The following is a 16,196-nucleotide window of genomic DNA, read 5'->3' as shown; positions in this document are numbered from 1 at the left end:
GGGCAAGCCCGGTTGGGGCTGGCACCCTGGCCACGGCGGCTGGGATCCGGACGACGGCAAGTCGGACGGCTGCTGAGCCCTTGCAATGACACCGTGGCCGTCGCTTTCGCGGCGGCCACGGCTTCCTGACGCTAATTCAATACTTCGTCGAAGAACGACAGCATCGCGTTCCAGCTCTGACGATCGGCGCTGGCATCGTAGCCGATCGCGGCCATTCCCCGCTCATCGCTTCCCGGATCGGTGAACCCGTGACGGACGCCCGAGTAGGAATGGAAGTGCCAGTTGGCCCCGGCACGGTCCATTTCCTCCCAGAATCCGATCACCTGCTCGCGAGGGACGAGGGGATCGGCATCGCCGTGACAGACCAGGATACGCGCCTTGATCGCGCCCGGTTCGGCGGGAGTGGACGTCGAAAGTGTGCCATGGAAACTGACGGCGGACAGCAGATCCTCGCCGGCACGGGCCGCTTCGAGAACGGCCTGACCGCCCATGCAATATCCGATGCCGAGCAACGGCAGCCCCTCGGCCTCCGGCACGCCACGCAATGCGGCGATGGCGGCGGCAATTCGGCCACGATAGTGGCCACTGTCGGCGCGCAGCTTCTCGGCCAGCGGGAACGAGGCTTCGAAGCTCGCCACCGGTTCTCCGTAGAAGTCCGCGATCAGCGTCAGGTAGCCGAGACCGGCGAGCATCTTCGCGCGCCGCTCGGTGGCTGCGGTTGCGTTGGCGATGGTCGGGAAGATGACGACGGCCGCGCGCGGCGTTCCTGCGGGGCGTGCCAGGTGGCCGGTCAGATCCTGACCGGCGTGGCTGTAGGCGATCGTTTCGAGCATGGTCATTCCGGCAGGAAGTCCGGTACCGAAAGGTAGCGCTCGCCGGTATCGTAGTTGAAGCCGAGCACCCGGCTGCCCTCGGGAAGCTCCTTGAGCTTTTGAGCGATGGCCGCCAGGGTGGCGCCGGAGCTGATGCCTACCAGCATGCCTTCCTCGGTGGCGCAGCGACGCGCCCATTCCTTGGCGTCGGCGGGATCGACCTGCAGCGCGCCGTCGATCGACTGCGTGTGAAGGTTGGCGGGCACGAAACCGGCGCCGATGCCCTGGATCGGGTGCGGGCCGGGCTGGCCACCGGATATGACCGGGGAGAGCGTCGGCTCCACGGCATAAGCCTTGAGCGAGGGCCAGGACTTCTTGAGCGTTTCCGCGCAGCCGGTGAGATGGCCGCCGGTGCCGACGCCGGTGATCAGCACGTCGATCGGAGTGTCGGCGAAGTCTGCGAGGATTTCCTTCGCGGTCGTCTCGACGTGGATTTCCACGTTCGCCGGGTTCTCAAACTGCTGCGGCATCCACGAACCGGGGATGGTTTCCAGCAGTTCCTTGGCGCGCTCGATCGAGCCCTTCATGCCCTTTTCACGCGGCGTCAGGTCAAAACTGGCGCCATAGGCCAGCATCAGGCGGCGACGCTCGATCGACATCGATTCCGGCATCACGAGCACTAGCTTGTAGCCCTTGACCGCGGCGACCATGGCAAGGCCGATGCCGGTATTGCCCGAAGTAGGCTCGACGATCGTGCCGCCCGGCTTCAGGGTGCCATCGGCCTCGGCCGCCTCGATCATGGCGAGGGCAATGCGGTCCTTGATCGAGCCGCCGGGGTTGGTGCGCTCTGCCTTTACCCAGACTTCGTGGTCCGGGAACAGGCGCGAGAGGCGGATATGCGGCGTGTTCCCGATCGTGGCGAGAATGCTGTCGGCCTTCATTGTTCAAGCTCCCATCGTGGTGAGAAAGTTCGGGCGCGGCGGATCTCGGGAAAGGTCCAGGCCCAGATTGCAGTGATGACTATGGCAGCGCCGCCACCGAAAACAACAGCCCCGGTCGCGCCGAGCAGGGCCGCCGCGATGCCGGATTGCATCTCGCCCAGCTCGTTGGAGGCCGAGATGGCAAGGCCGGATATGGCCGAAACCCTGCCGCGTTTGTCGTCAGGCGTGCGCAGTTGCACCAGCGAGCTGCGGATGAAAACCGAGACCATGTCCGCCGCGCCGAGCAGCGCCAGGAAGCCCAGCGACACCACGAAGCTCCGCGACAGCCCGAAGCCTACCGTCATCGCGCCGTAGGCCGCCACCGAAAGCAGCATCTTCACGCCGACATCCTTGGCGAGCGGCTTGAACGACAGCATCACCGCGACGATAGCGGCGCCGGCGGCGGTTGCGGCGCGCATCTGCCCGAGCCCCTCGGGGCCGACGTGGAGGATATCTCGCGCGAAAACCGGCATCAGCGCCGTCGCACCGCCCAGCAGCACCGCGAAAAGGTCCAGCGTGATGCAGCCGAGCAGAAAACGCTCTTTCCAGATGAAGTGGAAACCGTCGATGATCTGGCGCACCGGATGATCGCGGCGGGCTTCCTTCGGGACCGGCGGCAGATTGCGGATGTTCGTTATGCTGAAAGCGGCCAGCGCCATCAGCACGGAAGCTATCCAATAAGGCGTGGCGTGATGCCGCGCGAACAGGAAGCCGAAGGCGGCGGGGCCGATGATGGTGCCGGCCTCGATGGCGATCGAGTTGAAGGCGATGGCGCGGGGGATGAGTTTGACCGGCACGATGTTCGGCGCGATCGCCGTCATCGATGGGCTGACGAAGACCCGCGCAATGCCGTGCAGCGCCGCAAAGACGTAAAGAACCGGCAGGCTGCGCAAGTTCATTTCGGTGACGAGCGCAAGGCCGATGGCAACCAGCACGTCCACCGACATGGCGATCCCCGCAACCTTGCGCCGGTCGAACCTGTCGGCGATGACCCCCGCGACCGGGGTCAGCAGGAAGATCGGCAGAAACTGCGCGAAACCCAGAAGTCCCAGCTGGAACGAGGCTTCCGCGATCGACATGCCGTAATCGGAGCGGGCGACGTCATAGAGCTGATAGCCGATGATGACGACCATGCCGGTCGAGGCGAATACCACTGCGAAGCGGGCAAGCCAGAACTTGCGATAATCGGCGATGCGCAGCGGGGAAGTCGGCTCTGCCGACGCCGGGGGGCTGGGGGTCTCTGTAGTGCTCACGGATGGCTGCATGGCAGCATGTCAAAGCATTGCCAAGACATGCTGCTTATGAGAATTTTTTGCAGCTTCGGGTTTTCGTTCAGTACGTGAACCGCGCGGTGAGGCGCACGTCACGACCGGCGATGGGCACGAAGTCCCGCGTTTCCGAAGCGGCGAGGCGGCCCGTCACGTCCAGCAGGTTGTCCGCCGCCAGGATGAGCGAGAGCGGGCCCTTTTCGCCCCACGGGCGCCAGGTCGCGCTGGCATTCACCAGCGTGAAGGCGTCGGTCGGGTTCTCGTTCTCGGTGACGCGGGTCTGCTTGGCGTTCCATTCCACTTCGCCGCGCAGGGTGAAGGCGGACGAATCGAATTCCAACCCGCCGCGAGCGCGCAGCGGCGGGATGCGGGGCACGGGGCCCATGTCGACCAGACGGGCACGGGTGTAGTCCACGCCGCCATCGGCCTTGATGGCCTTGTCGCCGCCCCATCGCGCGAAGGTCACGCCGCCTTCCGCCTCGATGCCACGGAAGCGGGCAGGGGCCTGGAGGTACTGATAGACCGGGAAGTCCTCGATCACCTCTCCCGTGGGAACGGCGGTGATGAAATTCGAGAAGTTGGTGCCAAACACCGTCACCGAACCCGCGATATCGCCGCCATTGTAACGGAGCCCGGCTTCGATGCCGTCGCTCTTCTCCACCTTGAAGTTCGGATTGCCGCGCTCGTAGGACTGGGTGGCGTCATGCATGCCGTCGACGAAGAGTTCCTCGGCCGATGGCGCACGCTCGCCGTGCGAATAGTTGACCGACAGCGTGACGGTATCGGTAGGATGCCAGGCCACGCCCGCTACACCGGCATATTGGTCGAAGTTGCGACGCTCGCTGGCTGGAACCGTGCGGATCTGCGTGTTCTCGTAGCGCAGCGCACCTTCGAGGTCGAACTGCCCCACTTCCAGGCGTTGCAGGGTGAACACCGCGAAGCGATCGGTGTTGTTGTTGGGCAGCAGCTTTTCATCGCCGGAAATGTCGAGTTGCGAGGACGAGAACTGAACCCCGCTGGAGCCGCTCCAGATGCCGCGCTGGTTCTGGTCCGCCTGAAGCCTGACTTCCATGGCCTTGTTGTGGAACTGGGTGCCGATCTCGCCGCCCTCTATTTCGGCATGCTCGTAGTCCCCGAAAGCGCCGCGTACTTCGAGACGCTTCAGGAAGCCTTCGAGGTTGAGCCCGGCGCGCAAGTCCACGCGGGTCTGCCGCAGGGAAATGCTGGTCGCTTCGGGATCGGCCGAGGGGCGGGGCGGAATGCCGTAATCGTTGGCGAGGCGCTGCACGGAAACGCCGATATCGCCGCCGTCGTCGATGAAGGCCAGACCGCCGCCGAAGGTCCAGCCTTCGGTTCCGCTGTTGGCGATCTTGCCGCGCTGGTTGGCCTGTGCCGTCAACGTTGCTGCGCCGGTAAGGTCACCGGCGTCTGCCAGAGTGCTCGCCTGCGCCAGGGTTTCCGCTCGCAGTTCCGGCGAGAGCACATTGCCACCGACATGAAGGTCGTCGCTGTGGAAGTAGGACGCATCGAGATGGGCAACGAGGCGGCTCGCCAGGCGCACGTTCGTGGCGATGCCGCCGTTCACCATGTTCGCGGCGGTGCCGAAGGAGCCTAGTGCGTCGAGGGTGAAAGCCTTGTCAGGCACTTGCCGGGGAATGCGCTTGTCGATGGCGTTCACCGCGCCGCCCGAAGGGTCGCTGGCGTAAAGCAGGACGCGGGGACCATGGAGAACTTCGATGCGATCGACGTTCAGCGTATCGAGGGAAACGGCGTGGTCGGCCGAAACCGAAGAAGCGTCGAGCGAGCCGATACCGTCGAGAAGCACCTGCACGCGCGGGCCGTCGAAGCCGCGAAGGACGGGGCGCGACACGCCCGGCGCGAAACCGGTACTGGAAACGCCCGGCAGGCTCGCCAACATCTCGCCGATCTGCGGCTTGAGGTCGCGGGTGAGCGCTTCGCCGGAGAGGATGACGGGCGCCGCGATCGGATCGGCGTTGCCCGATATCAGGCGACCGGTAACGATGATTTCCGGCCCGGCTTCCTGCGGGTGGTTGCCCTTGTCATCGGCAGGCGCGACATTTGTCCCAGGCGCGGTTTGCGCGATGGCGGTTCCAGGAATGAGGGCAAGGCTGGAGCTGAGGGCACTGGCCGCTGCCAGCAGGGCGATTCGGGCTACCGGGAAGTTCATGTCGCCTCGCTAATTGCGAGGATATAACATATCAATGCTGAAGTGTTTCCGTCCGGTGAGCCGTTACCTGCGTGAGGCAGGCCGAATTTATCCGGTTAACGGCGCGGACGAAGGCGTGGGTTGGGCTGAACGGTGTCCACCAGCTTGAGGAAATCGTCGATGCGGATGATACGCTCGAACTGGAAACCCGCGCGGCCTTCGTGAGACCAGATCATGTGCGCTTCGATCCGCCCCACCACGGGCAGGCGCATGACCAGCCGCTCGCCGCGATCCAGCGGCAGTTCGCCCTGGGACATGAAACCCTGAGCCGAAAGGTTCACGATGTGGAGATGCAGGTCGCCAAGCTGGCGGTGTTCCGCAATCACTTTGTGCTCGACAGGATGCCGCGCCGCGCGACGTTTGTCGGTTACAGTGAGCTGCGCTCCTGCAGTCATTTCTTTCGCCTCTGTTCTGGTCGTGAGCAGGAACAGTGCATCAAAATGGCAAAGAAACGGTAAACCTGTTCACTTCTGAGCGCAGGAAGGCGGCAAAACGTGCCTACCTAGCGGCAGAACGCCTCGGTTCCGGGGAACCGAGGCGTTTTACTTAGGGAGTGCGCTTTGCCGGACGGGGCTGCGTGGCCCTTACGCCGACTTCAGGACCGCGTGCTTCTTCTTGCCGAGGCTGAGCTTCCGGGAGGCGCCGGGCGACACTTCGATCAGGAAGGCCGGATCGTCCATCGTCACGTCGTCGATCTTCACCGCGCCCTCGGCAATCTTGCGCTTCGCTTCGCCATTGGAGGCGGTGAAGCCCAGTTCGGTAAGCGCCGCGCCGAGGCGGATGCCGTCTGCTGGCACTTCCAGGGTCGGCAGGTCTTCGCCCAGGCCGCCGCCAGCGAAGGTGGTTCGCGCGGTAGCTTCCGCCGCGACGGCGGCGTTCTCGCCGCGGCACAGCTTCGTCACTTCGTTGGCAAGGACGACCTTGGCGTCGTTGATCGCCGCGCCCTCCAGCGCTTCGAGACGCACGATCGCGTCGAGCGGCAGATCGGTGAACAGGCGCAGGAACTTGCCGACATCGCGGTCGTCGCAATTGCGCCAGTATTGCCAGAAATCGTAGGAAGGCAGCATTTCCTCGTTCAGCCACACCGCTCCGGCAGCGGTCTTGCCCATCTTGGCGCCGTCCGCCGTGGTGAGCAGCGGCGTCGTCAGGCCGTGGACTTCCTTGCCATCCATGCGGCGCGTCAGTTCCATGCCGTTGACGATATTGCCCCACTGATCGGAGCCGCCCATCTGCAGAAGGACGCCCCGTTCCTTGTTGAGATGGCGGAAGTCGTAGCCCTGGAGGATCATGTAGTTGAATTCCAGGAAGGTCATCGGCTGTTCGCGCTCGAGGCGCAGGCGCACCGAATCGAACGAAAGCATGCGATTGACCGTGAAGTGCGTGCCCACTTCCTGAAGAAGCTGGATGTAGCCGAGCTGGCCGAGCCAGTCCTGGTTGTTGACCATTACCGCGTCGGTCGGCCCATCACCGAACTTCAGCAGGCGCGAGAAGACCGAGAAGATGCCCTTGATATTGTCGGCAATGGTTTCGTCCGACAGCATCTTGCGGCTCTCGTCGCGGCCGGTGGGATCGCCGATGCGCGTGGTGCCGCCGCCCATCAGCACGATCGGCTTATGGCCGGTCTGCTGGAGGCGGCGCAGCATCATGATCTGGACCAGACTGCCGATGTGGAGCGACGGCGCCGTGGCGTCGAAGCCGATATATCCAGGCACGACCTGCTTGGCGGCAAGAGCGTCGAGGCCCTCGGCGTCCGTCATCTGGTGGATGTAGCCGCGCTCTTCGAGCGTGCGGAGCAGGGATGAATTGTAGGTCATGATGGCCCAGTGCTTCTTGGCTTGGATGGATCGGAGGGGCCGCCTAGCACGAGGGGCGCACAAGATGAAGCGGTTGGTCGCCGGCATCCGCATTTCGGCCGAATCCGGATTGCCAAGATCCGGCCGCTACCTCTAGGCCTCACGCATGGCCGACCTGACCTGCCACCCGGCACATCCTCCCGCCCTTGTCCGCTCCATCGAAACCCGCGTTATCGGGTTCGACGCAAGTTGGCTGCGCATCCGCTGGCGCATACTCGGCGCACAGAAGCTGGTGGTCCCGTCCTTCGCCGGCAAGGGCAGGGCGAACGACCTGTGGCAGACGACCTGCTTCGAACTGTTCCTCCAGCAACCGGGAGGCAGCGGCTACATCGAGTTCAATCTCTCCCCTTCGGAGCGCTGGAACGCCTACGATTTCTCCGGGCGGCGCGAAGGCATGACCGAGCGGCCGATGCCGCGCGAGCCGGAATGCACGATGCGCAAGGGTTCGGATATCGCGGTTTTCGATGTCGCCATTCCCGCCGCCGGCCTGCCGGAGGGACCAATGTTGAGCGCAGTTACGGCGGTCATCGAGGAAGAGGGCGGCGTGAAGAGTTATTGGGCCATGCTCCATAGGGCCGATGTTCCGGACTTCCATGATCCGGCTTGCTTCACGGTTCCGCTTGCGGCACCCACCGGCACATGAAATTCGGTATCGATCGCCTGCTGGCGGACCCTGAACTGCGTAAGCCCCTGGAAGGCCGCCGCGTTGCGCTCGTAGCCCATCCCGCATCGGTGACCGAGGATCTCGTCCATTCGCTCGATGCCCTGATTTCCGCAGGCGTCAACGTGACGAGCGCCTTTGGTCCGCAGCACGGGCTGAAAGGCGACAAGCAGGACAACATGGTCGAGACCGCCGACGAGCGCGATCCGACCTACGGCATTCCGGTCTACAGCCTTTACGGGGAAGTCCGTCGCCCAAGCGCGGCGATGATGGACAGTGCCGATGTGTTCCTGTTCGATCTCCAGGATCTCGGCTGCCGCATCTACACATTCGTGACCACGCTGCTCTACTTGCTGGAAGCGGCGGAAAAGCAGGGCAAGAGCGTGTGGGTGCTGGATCGCCCCAATCCTGCCGGTCGCCCGGTCGAGGGGTTTACCCTGTTGCCGGGACAGGAGAGCTTCGTCGGCGCCGGGCCGATGCCGATGCGTCATGGATTGACGCTGGGCGAGATGGGGCTCTGGTTCATACGGCACTTCAAGCTCGACGTGGATTACCGCGTCATTGCGATGGAAGGCTGGGAGCCCGAAGGTCCGGGTCATGGATGGCCGCTGGACCGGGTGTGGATCAATCCCAGCCCCAATGCCGCCAACCTCAACATGGCTCGCGCCTATGCCGGTACGGTGATGATCGAAGGGGCCACGCTTTCGGAAGGCCGTGGCACCACCCGGCCGCTCGAAGTGCTGTTCGGCGCGCCGGATATCGACGCCAAGGCCGTACTGGCGGAAATGCAGCGCTTCGCTCCGGAATGGCTGACCGGTTGCGCCGTGCGGGAATGCTGGTTCGAGCCGACCTTCCACAAGCATGGCGGAACCTTGTGCAGCGGCCTGATGATCCACGCCGAAGGCAAGTTCTACGATCATCACGCCTTCCGGCCGTGGCGCCTCCAGGCCCTGGCGTTCAAGGCGATCCGGAACCTTTACCCGGATTATCCGATCTGGCGCGACTTCCCGTATGAATACGAGTTCGAGCGCCTGGCCATAGATGTGATCAACGGTGGACCAGGCCTGCGCGAATGGGTCGATGATCCGGCCGCGCTTCCGGCCGATCTCGATGACGCTGCTCGCCGGGATGAAGCCGCGTGGAAAGAGGACGTCGCGGACCTGCTGCTCTACTGAGTTCCGCTAATGGGCCGGTGACTGGCGTGCCGGCCCATCGTTGAACGCCGGCGGCGCCTTGAGCTTGCCGTCGGCCATCATCAGCACCGGGCACCCATCCAGCCGCTTGTCCACCGCGCGGATCAGCGCTGGCTTGCCGTCGTCCGCCTTTGGAGTCGTTCGCCCAGCCGCCGCATTGGCGAGCTGGATGACGTAGCCGCACTTCACTTTGGTGTTTGCGGCGGCGTCCGACTCGTTCGGCGGAGCAGCCGCGAGACTCAGAACGCCCATCGTCAAAATCAGTGCAACCTGCTTCATCGTCGCGCTCCCTTCAAGGGTTGATACGATGATCGCGCAGAACCGAGGGGCCGTAAAGCGTTCCTGTTCTTCCGTCGTGCGAGCGTCAGGGTCGGTCACCCCTTCTTTCGCGTCAGTTCGCGCATGGCGGCGTCCAGGCCGTCCAGCGTCAGCGGGAACATGGCGCCGCCCATGATGTCGCGGATCATGCGGGTCGAGGACGAATAGCTCCACTGGATTTCCGGCGTGGGATTGAGCCACGCCGTGGCCGGATAGGTCTGCGCAACGCGGCCTAGCCAGGTTGCACCGGATTCCTCGTTCATGTGCTCAACCGAGCCGCCCGGATGGCTGACTTCGTAAGGGCTCATCGCCGCATCGCCCACGAAGATAACCTTGTAGTCGTGCCCGAACTTGTGAAGCAGATCCCAGGTCGGAGTACGCTGCGACCAGCGTCGGCGATTGTCCTTCCAGACGCCTTCGTAAAGGCAATTGTGGAAGTAGAAGAATTCCATGTTCTTGAACTCGGCGCTCGCGGCGCTGAACAGCTCTTCCATCAGTTCGATGTAAGGATCCATCGATCCGCCGACATCGAGGAAAAGCAGGACTTTCACGGCGTTGTGCCGTTCGGGGCGCATGCGGATATCCAGCCAGCCCTGCCGGGCCGTGCCCTGGATCGTCTCGTCGAGGTCGAGTTCCTCAGCGGCGCCTTCGCGGGCGAAGCGGCGCAACCGGCGCAGCGCGACCTTGATGTTGCGCGTGCCGAGTTCGCGGGTGTTGTCGAGATTGGCGAATTCGCGTTTCTCCCAGACCTTGACCGCGCGCCCGTGCCTGCCTTCCCCCCCGATGCGGATGCCTTCCGGATTGTAGCCCGAATGGCCGAATGGCGAAGTGCCGTTGGTGCCGACCCATTTGTTACCGCCGGAGTGACGTTTTTCCTGTTCTTCCAGACGCTTCTTCAGCGTTTCCATGATCTCGTCCCAGGATCCGAGCCCTTTGACCTGCTCCATTTCCTCCTGCGAGAAATAGCGTTCGGCAACCTTGCGGAGCCAATCCTCGGGTATCTCGACGGGCTGCTGGCCGTAATCGGTCAACACGCCCTTGAAGACTTTCTGGAACACTTGGTCGAACCGATCGAGCAGGCCCTCGTCCTTCACGAAAGTGGCGCGGCTGAGATAGTAGAACGCTTCGGGTGTACGTTCGATCACCTCGCGTTCCAGCGCCTCCAGCAGCACGAGATGCTCCTTGAGCGAGGCCGGTATGCCAGCGGCGCGCAGCTCTTCCACGAAGTTCAGCAGCATGTGACATCTCGATCGGCAAGAAAACGGCAAGTCATGCCCCTGCATACCCCAGGCCGCACGTCACGGGAAACGCCTGCCCGATCTTCAGAGGGTAAGCGGAGAGCCGGCATGCTGCTCGTTTCTGGTTCGGGGACGATGGACCAGCGCCACCAGCACGAAGGATATGTACATAAGCAGGTACCATGCGCCGAGCTTGCCCCAGTGAACCATCGCCCAGCCATGCTTCTGGCTCGGATAAACCCAGGCGCGCGAGAACGTGGCGAGGTTTTCCGCGAACCAGATGAAAAGAGCCACCAGGAACCAGCCGAGGAGAAGCGGCATCCATCGGTCTTCCCGCCAGACCCGGAACCAGATGCGGGTGCGCAGGAAAAGAACGCCCAGCGCCGCGAAAAGCGGGATGCGCAAGTCGGGCAACCAGTGATGCGCGAAGAAATTGACGTAGATCGCCACGGCCAGCGCCACTGAGATCTTCTCCACCGGATAGCCAGTGAACCGGAAATCGAAGATCCGCCAGACGCGCGCGATATAACTGCCGACGGCTGCGTACATGAAGCCCGAGAACAGCGGAACGTCTCCGATCCGCAGGAAACTGGCTTCCGGATATTCCCATGAGCCATGCGCCGTCTTGAACAATTCCATCACGGTACCCACCAGATGAAACGCCAGGATGACCTTGGCTTCGTCCAGCGTTTCCAGCCGCAAGGCCAACATGGCGATCTGGATCGCAAGTGCCGCGCAAGTCAGGAAATCATAGCGGGCGAAGGCAGCATCGGCGGGATAGAACAGGTGCGTGGCCACAAGCAGGGCGAGCAAAAGCGCGCCGAACAGGCAGGCCCAAGCCTGCTTGAAGCCGAACAGCAGAAATTCGTATGCCCATGCAGCCGCGCCCGGATGCGGCTCGAACGCCTCCAGGCGCGTCCGGATCGCCGCGAAACGGGTATGCGCCGTGACCGGAGCTTGCCCCGAAGGCGTCATCACGCAGTGGGCGGCGGGGGTGGCTGCCGCGGCCAGCTTTCCAGTGCGGCGTCGAAGATCGCCCAATCTGGAGCATCCTCGGTCCAGATCACCGCGTCCGGCCGCAGACCGTGGCCCGCATCCAGCGCACCGAGACGGAATGTCATCAGATGCGGCCGCGCCGAGCTTTGCGCGTAGATCTGCGTTCCGCAATTCGGGCAGAAATGGAAGGTGAGGGTATTGCCGCTCGCCGAGTTCCAGGTCGACGAACCGAGCCGGCCCTCGATCGAGGCGTCCTCCACCTTGAAGATCGCATTGTTGGTCGGACCGCCGGCGGCGAGTTGCTGGCATTGGCGGCACCAGCATTGGCGCGTGGCCACCGGCTCCCCCCTCAGGCTGAGCGAAATGGAGCCGCAGGCGCATCCGCCCGAATATGGTGCCGTCATGACAATCAGTTCCCCCGGCGCGCCATGAAAGCGAGCCTTTCGAACAGCATGACGTCCTGTTCGTTCTTCAGCAAGGCCCCATGCAGAGGCGGGATCGCCTTCGTAGCGTCCTGATTCTGGAGCACCTCCAGCGGCATATCCTCGCTCAACAGCAGCTTGAGCCAGTCCAGGAGTTCGCTGGTGGAAGGCTTTTTCTTCAGGCCCGGCACGTCGCGAAGCTCGTAGAAGATCTCCATCGCCCGCGTGACCAGCGTCTTCTGGATACCGGGGAAGTGAACGTCGACGATCGCCTGCATCGTCTCGCGGTCGGGGAACTTGATGTAGTGAAAGAAACAGCGGCGCAGGAAGGCGTCCGGCAGATCCTTCTCGTTGTTGGACGTGATGACCACGATCGGCCGCTCTACGGCGGCGACATGCTCGCCGGTTTCATAGACGTCGAATGCCATGCGATCGAGTTCGGCCAGAAGGTCGTTGGGGAACTCGATGTCGGCCTTGTCGATCTCGTCGATCAGCAGCACCGGCAGGCGGGGCGAGGTGAAAGCCTCCCACAGCTTGCCCCTGCGGATGTAGTTGTTGATGTCGTGCACGCGCGCATCGCCCAATTGGCCGTCACGCAGACGGCCGACCGCATCGTATTCGTACAGGCCCTGATGGGCCTTGGTGGTGGATTTGACGTTCCAAGTGATGAGCGGGGCATTCAGCGAGGCCGCGATCTGCTCGGCCAGCACGGTCTTGCCGGTGCCGGGCTCTCCCTTCACCAGAAGCGGTCTACGCAACAGGACGGCGGCATTGACCGCGACCTTCAGGTCGTCGGTGGCGACGTAGCTGCTGGTACCTTCGAAACGCTGCATGTTCGCCTCTTGAATGCCTCGGGCCTTAACCGTTCGCTTAAGCTCTATGGGTGGCGGCGCGGCATGGCAAGCATGGAGCCGGTTGCCTCGCCCCGCCCATGGACTTCGCCGCCGGGGCGTTGCAGACAGGCGCCATGGGGGCTGATTTCCTGAGACGCATGGATTGGTTGGGCGCGCGGCGCGTCACGGCATATCTTCGGCTGTTCGCGGCGGTCAACGCGATCATGCTCGTATGGCTGGTAGCCACTTCGCACGACGGCGTGGACCTGAACGGCTATCTGCTCGGAAGCGACTTCATCAGTTTCTGGACGACCGGGCATATGCTGGTCGATCATGCCAATCCCTATGACGGCGCCGCGCATATCCTGGCGCAGCGGACCTATTATTCGGCGGAAGGCGCTTACACTGCCTTCTATTATCCGCCCTCGTTCCTGCTGTTCTGCTGGCCGCTCGGCTGGCTGAGCTATTTTCCGGCGCTTGGACTTTGGCTGCTGGCGACGGGGGCGTTCTATCTTGCCGTTCTGCGCCGCTGGTGGCGCGATGCCGGGACGGGTGTGCCGCTCTGGTTGCTGTTCGTGGCCTTTCCGGCCGTTCCCATCGTCGTCACACACGGCCAGACGGCCTTCCTGGTGGCGGGCCTGCTTGGGCTTGGAGCATGCCTCGTCCCGGCCAGGCCGTGGCTGGCCGGGGTGCTTTTCGGGCTGGCTACGATCAAGCCGCAGTTCGGCCTGCTGCTGCCGCTGGTCCTGCTGGCGACGTGGGAATGGCGGGTGATCGCGGCGGCCGGAGTGACGGCGCTCCTGCTGGCGCTGCTGTCTGCCGGGCTGTTCGGGGGACAGGCCTGGATCGATTGGCTGGGCGCCAGCGAAAGGGCGCAGGTAGCGATGGCCCACGGCCAGATCGGCTATGGCAAGATGATGAGCCCGTTTGCGGCGTTGCGGCTGCTGGGGGCATCGATGACGGTGAGCTACGTCGTGCAGGCCGTGACGACGCTGGCCGTGGCCTTGCTGGTGCTCAAGGCTTCATGGCGTCGGGACTGGACGCAGGGACTGGCCGCGCTAACCCTGGCGGGGGCGCCGCTCGCCACACCTTATGTGCTGGACTACGACATGGTGATCCTGGCGTTCCCTATGCTCTGGTTGGTAGGGCAGGGGCTCCATGGAAGTTGCCCGGGCGAAGGATGGCGAGACTGGGAACGTCTTGCCCTGTTCGTGGCTTTCGCCGCGCCGGCGCTGGCGCGGCCGTTGGCTCTCCAGATCGGCCTGCCGATCATGCCGCTCGCGATGCTGCTGCTGTTCTGGACCATCCGGCGCCGCGTAATGGCAGCGCCGAGCTGACCCGAGCAGGCCTTACGCGTCGATCAGTTCCGGATCGATCTCGCCCGCCCGGTTCTGGATGAACTGGAAACGGTGTTCGGGATTGCGGCCCATCAGGCGGTCCACCAGATCCTTCACCGCCGCACGGTCCTCATACTCGGGAGGCAGGGTGATCCGGATCAGCGAGCGGCTTTCAGGGGACATCGTCGTTTCGCGCAGCTGGCCGGGGTTCATTTCGCCAAGGCCCTTGAACCGGCCCACTTCGACCTTCTTGTTCTTGAACACCGTCGCTTCCAGTTCGGCACGATGGGCATCGTCGCGGGCGTAGGCCGAAGTCGAGCCCGCCGTCAGCCTGTAGAGCGGCGGCTGGGCGAGGTAGAGGTGGCCGCGCCGCACGATGTCCGGCATCTCCTGGAAGAAGAACGTCATCAGCAGGGTGGCGATATGCGCCCCGTCCACGTCGGCGTCGGTCATGATGATCACGCGGTCGTAGCGCAAGTTGTCGGCGTTGCAGTCCTTGCGCGTCCCGCAGCCGAGCGCGAGGCCGAGGTCCGCGATTTCCGAGTTCCCGCGAATCTTGTCAGCCGTGGCCGAGGCGACGTTGAGGATCTTGCCGCGGATCGGCAGGATCGCCTGGGTTTTTCGGTTACGCGCCTGCTTGGCAGAGCCACCTGCCGAATCGCCTTCGACGATGAAGAGTTCGGTTTCGCCCTCGCCTTCGCCCGAACAGTCGGTGAGCTTGCCGGGAAGGCGCAGCTTGCGCGCATTGGTGGCGGTCTTGCGCTTGACCTCGCGCTCCGCTTTCCTGCGAAGCCGTTCGTCCATGCGCTCCATCACCGAGCCGAGCAGCGCCTTGCCGCGTTCGAGGTTGTCGGTGAGGAAATGGTCGAAGTGGTCGCGCACCGCCGCCTCCACGAGGCGCGCGGCCTCCGGACTGGTCAGTCGGTCCTTGGTCTGGCTCTGGAACTGCGGATCGCGGATGAAGACCGAGAGCATGATCTCGCTGCCGGTCACCATGTCGTCTGGCGTGATGTCCTTGGCCTTCTTGGCCTGCCCCACGAGGTCCGCGAAGGCGCGGATGCCCTTGGTCAGGGCTGCGCGCAGGCCCTGTTCGTGGGTGCCGCCATCCGGCGTGGGGATGGTATTGCAGTACCAGGAGTACGCGCCATCGGAATAGAGCGGCCAGGCGATGGCCCATTCCACGCGGCCCTGTTCGGAGCCGTCATCCCCGCGCGGGAAATCCTGCGTGCCGGAAAAGAACTGCGCAGTCACGCATTCGCGGCTGCCGACCTGCTCGGCCAGATGGTCGGCCAGGCCGCCGGGGAACTGGAAGGTGGCTTCGGCCGGAACGTTGTCATCCGCCAGCGAAGGGGCGCATTTCCAACGGATTTCCACCCCGGCGAAGAGATAGGCCTTGGAGCGGACCAACTTGAACAGCCGTGCGGGTTTGAACTGCTGGTCCCCGAAGATTTCGGTATCGGGCGTGAAGGCCACGGCGGTGCCGCGCCGGTTGGGCGCCGCGCCGACCTTCTGCAAGGGCCCCAGCGTCGCCCCGCGCGAGAATTCCTGCGCGAAAAGCTCCTTGTTGCGGGCCACTTCGACGCGGGTATGGCTGGACAGCGCATTGACCACCGAGATGCCGACGCCGTGAAGACCACCGGAAGTGGCATAGGCCTTGCCCGAGAACTTGCCGCCCGAGTGCAGCGTCGAGAGGATCACTTCCAGCGCCGACTTGCCGGGGAACTTGGGATGCTCGTCCACGGGAATGCCGCGACCGTTATCGGTGATCGTCAGGCGGTTGCCCTCATCGAGCGTGACCTCGATGCGGTTGGCGTGACCGGCCACGGCCTCGTCCATCGCATTGTCGAGCACTTCGGCCGCGAGGTGGTGCAGGGCACGTTCGTCGGTGCCGCCGATATACATGCCGGGTCGGCGGCGGACGGGCTCGAGCCCCTCCAGAACCTCGATCGCGGAACCGTCGTAGGATTCCCCGGCCGAGGACGGGAGCTTGTCGAAGAGGTCGTCGGACATGGAGGGGACTATAGGGTGCCTAAACCCGCGATCAAGCACGGGTTTGAG

15 protein-coding genes are annotated in these 16,196 nt (G+C 64.0%); 3 read left to right on the top strand and 12 right to left on the bottom strand.

Annotation, left to right across the window (positions count from 1 at the left end; all coding sequences use genetic code 11):
• Window positions 1–131 precede the first annotated feature (131 nt).
• The 6 genes from ACI3K3_RS04455 to tyrS form a co-directional block, all read right to left on the bottom strand.
• Window positions 132–839 carry a dienelactone hydrolase family protein gene (locus tag ACI3K3_RS04455; protein WP_404912360.1) on the bottom strand — a complete coding sequence of 236 codons (708 nt, stop codon included), beginning with the start codon at window positions 837–839 and terminating at the stop codon, window positions 132–134.
• Window positions 836–1,753 carry a cysteine synthase A gene (gene cysK / locus ACI3K3_RS04450; protein WP_404912359.1) on the bottom strand — a complete coding sequence of 306 codons (918 nt, stop codon included), beginning with the start codon at window positions 1,751–1,753 and terminating at the stop codon, window positions 836–838. Before cysK ends, ACI3K3_RS04455 begins: the two co-directional genes overlap by 4 nt.
• A complete protein-coding gene (locus ACI3K3_RS04445) occupies window positions 1,750–3,057 on the bottom strand; it encodes an MFS transporter (RefSeq protein ID WP_404912358.1) in 1,308 nt (435 codons plus the stop codon). The genes cysK and ACI3K3_RS04445 overlap by 4 nt, the downstream gene beginning before the upstream one ends.
• 67 nt (window positions 3,058–3,124) lie before the next feature.
• Window positions 3,125–5,248 carry a TonB-dependent receptor gene (locus ACI3K3_RS04440; protein WP_404912356.1) on the bottom strand — a complete coding sequence of 708 codons (2,124 nt, stop codon included), beginning with the start codon at window positions 5,246–5,248 and terminating at the stop codon, window positions 3,125–3,127.
• Window positions 5,249–5,343: 95 nt separating this feature from the next.
• Window positions 5,344–5,682 (bottom strand): PilZ domain-containing protein, encoded by a 339-nt coding sequence (locus ACI3K3_RS04435; protein ID WP_313440018.1) that lies wholly within the window; start codon window positions 5,680–5,682, stop codon window positions 5,344–5,346.
• 189 nt (window positions 5,683–5,871) lie between these two features.
• Window positions 5,872–7,101: a tyrosine--tRNA ligase gene (gene tyrS / locus ACI3K3_RS04430; RefSeq protein WP_404912354.1), complete on the bottom strand. Its 1,230-nt coding sequence runs from the start codon at window positions 7,099–7,101 to the stop codon at window positions 5,872–5,874.
• A 145-nt stretch (window positions 7,102–7,246) separates the two neighbouring features.
• Between tyrS and ACI3K3_RS04425 the strand changes: the two genes are divergently transcribed.
• Both ACI3K3_RS04425 and ACI3K3_RS04420 read left to right on the top strand, forming a co-directional pair.
• Window positions 7,247–7,783 (top strand): DOMON-like domain-containing protein, encoded by a 537-nt coding sequence (locus ACI3K3_RS04425; protein ID WP_404912353.1) that lies wholly within the window; start codon window positions 7,247–7,249, stop codon window positions 7,781–7,783.
• Window positions 7,780–8,976 carry an exo-beta-N-acetylmuramidase NamZ domain-containing protein gene (locus ACI3K3_RS04420; RefSeq protein ID WP_404912352.1) on the top strand — a complete coding sequence of 399 codons (1,197 nt, stop codon included), beginning with the start codon at window positions 7,780–7,782 and terminating at the stop codon, window positions 8,974–8,976. Before ACI3K3_RS04425 ends, ACI3K3_RS04420 begins: the two co-directional genes overlap by 4 nt.
• A gap of 6 nt (window positions 8,977–8,982) precedes the next feature.
• On the opposite strand, the gene ACI3K3_RS04415 is transcribed toward ACI3K3_RS04420, so the two are convergent.
• The 5 genes from ACI3K3_RS04415 to ACI3K3_RS04395 all read right to left on the bottom strand — a co-directional run bounded on the left by ACI3K3_RS04415 (window position 8,983) and on the right by ACI3K3_RS04395 (window position 12,801).
• Window positions 8,983–9,273: a hypothetical protein gene (locus tag ACI3K3_RS04415; RefSeq protein WP_404912350.1), complete on the bottom strand. Its 291-nt coding sequence runs from the start codon at window positions 9,271–9,273 to the stop codon at window positions 8,983–8,985.
• Between the two features lie 95 nt (window positions 9,274–9,368).
• Window positions 9,369–10,550 (bottom strand): vWA domain-containing protein, encoded by a 1,182-nt coding sequence (locus tag ACI3K3_RS04410; protein ID WP_404912348.1) that lies wholly within the window; start codon window positions 10,548–10,550, stop codon window positions 9,369–9,371.
• 84 nt (window positions 10,551–10,634) lie between these two features.
• Window positions 10,635–11,525 (bottom strand): DUF817 domain-containing protein, encoded by an 891-nt coding sequence (locus ACI3K3_RS04405; protein WP_404912346.1) that lies wholly within the window; start codon window positions 11,523–11,525, stop codon window positions 10,635–10,637.
• Window positions 11,525–11,884 (bottom strand): GFA family protein, encoded by a 360-nt coding sequence (locus tag ACI3K3_RS04400; protein ID WP_404912345.1) that lies wholly within the window; start codon window positions 11,882–11,884, stop codon window positions 11,525–11,527. Before ACI3K3_RS04400 ends, ACI3K3_RS04405 begins: the two co-directional genes overlap by 1 nt.
• A 71-nt stretch (window positions 11,885–11,955) precedes the next feature.
• The gene (locus tag ACI3K3_RS04395) at window positions 11,956–12,801 is read right to left on the bottom strand and encodes an AAA family ATPase (protein ID WP_404912344.1); all 846 of its coding nucleotides are present in this window, start codon (window positions 12,799–12,801) and stop codon (window positions 11,956–11,958) included.
• Between the two features lie 98 nt (window positions 12,802–12,899).
• Between ACI3K3_RS04395 and ACI3K3_RS04390 the strand changes: the two genes are divergently transcribed.
• The gene (locus tag ACI3K3_RS04390) at window positions 12,900–14,138 is read left to right on the top strand and encodes a glycosyltransferase family 87 protein (RefSeq protein ID WP_404912343.1); all 1,239 of its coding nucleotides are present in this window, start codon (window positions 12,900–12,902) and stop codon (window positions 14,136–14,138) included.
• A gap of 12 nt (window positions 14,139–14,150) precedes the next feature.
• Here ACI3K3_RS04390 and parE read toward each other — a convergent pair whose 3' ends face one another.
• Entirely contained in the window at window positions 14,151–16,148 is a 1,998-nt protein-coding gene (gene parE, locus ACI3K3_RS04385; protein WP_404912341.1) for a DNA topoisomerase IV subunit B, read from the bottom strand.
• Window positions 16,149–16,196: the final 48 nt, after the last annotated feature.

The organism is Novosphingobium sp. ZW T3_23 (assembly GCF_044987305.1).
GTDB lineage: Bacteria > Pseudomonadota > Alphaproteobacteria > Sphingomonadales > Sphingomonadaceae > Novosphingobium.
This window is presented reverse-complemented; position numbering and strand designations above follow the sequence as displayed.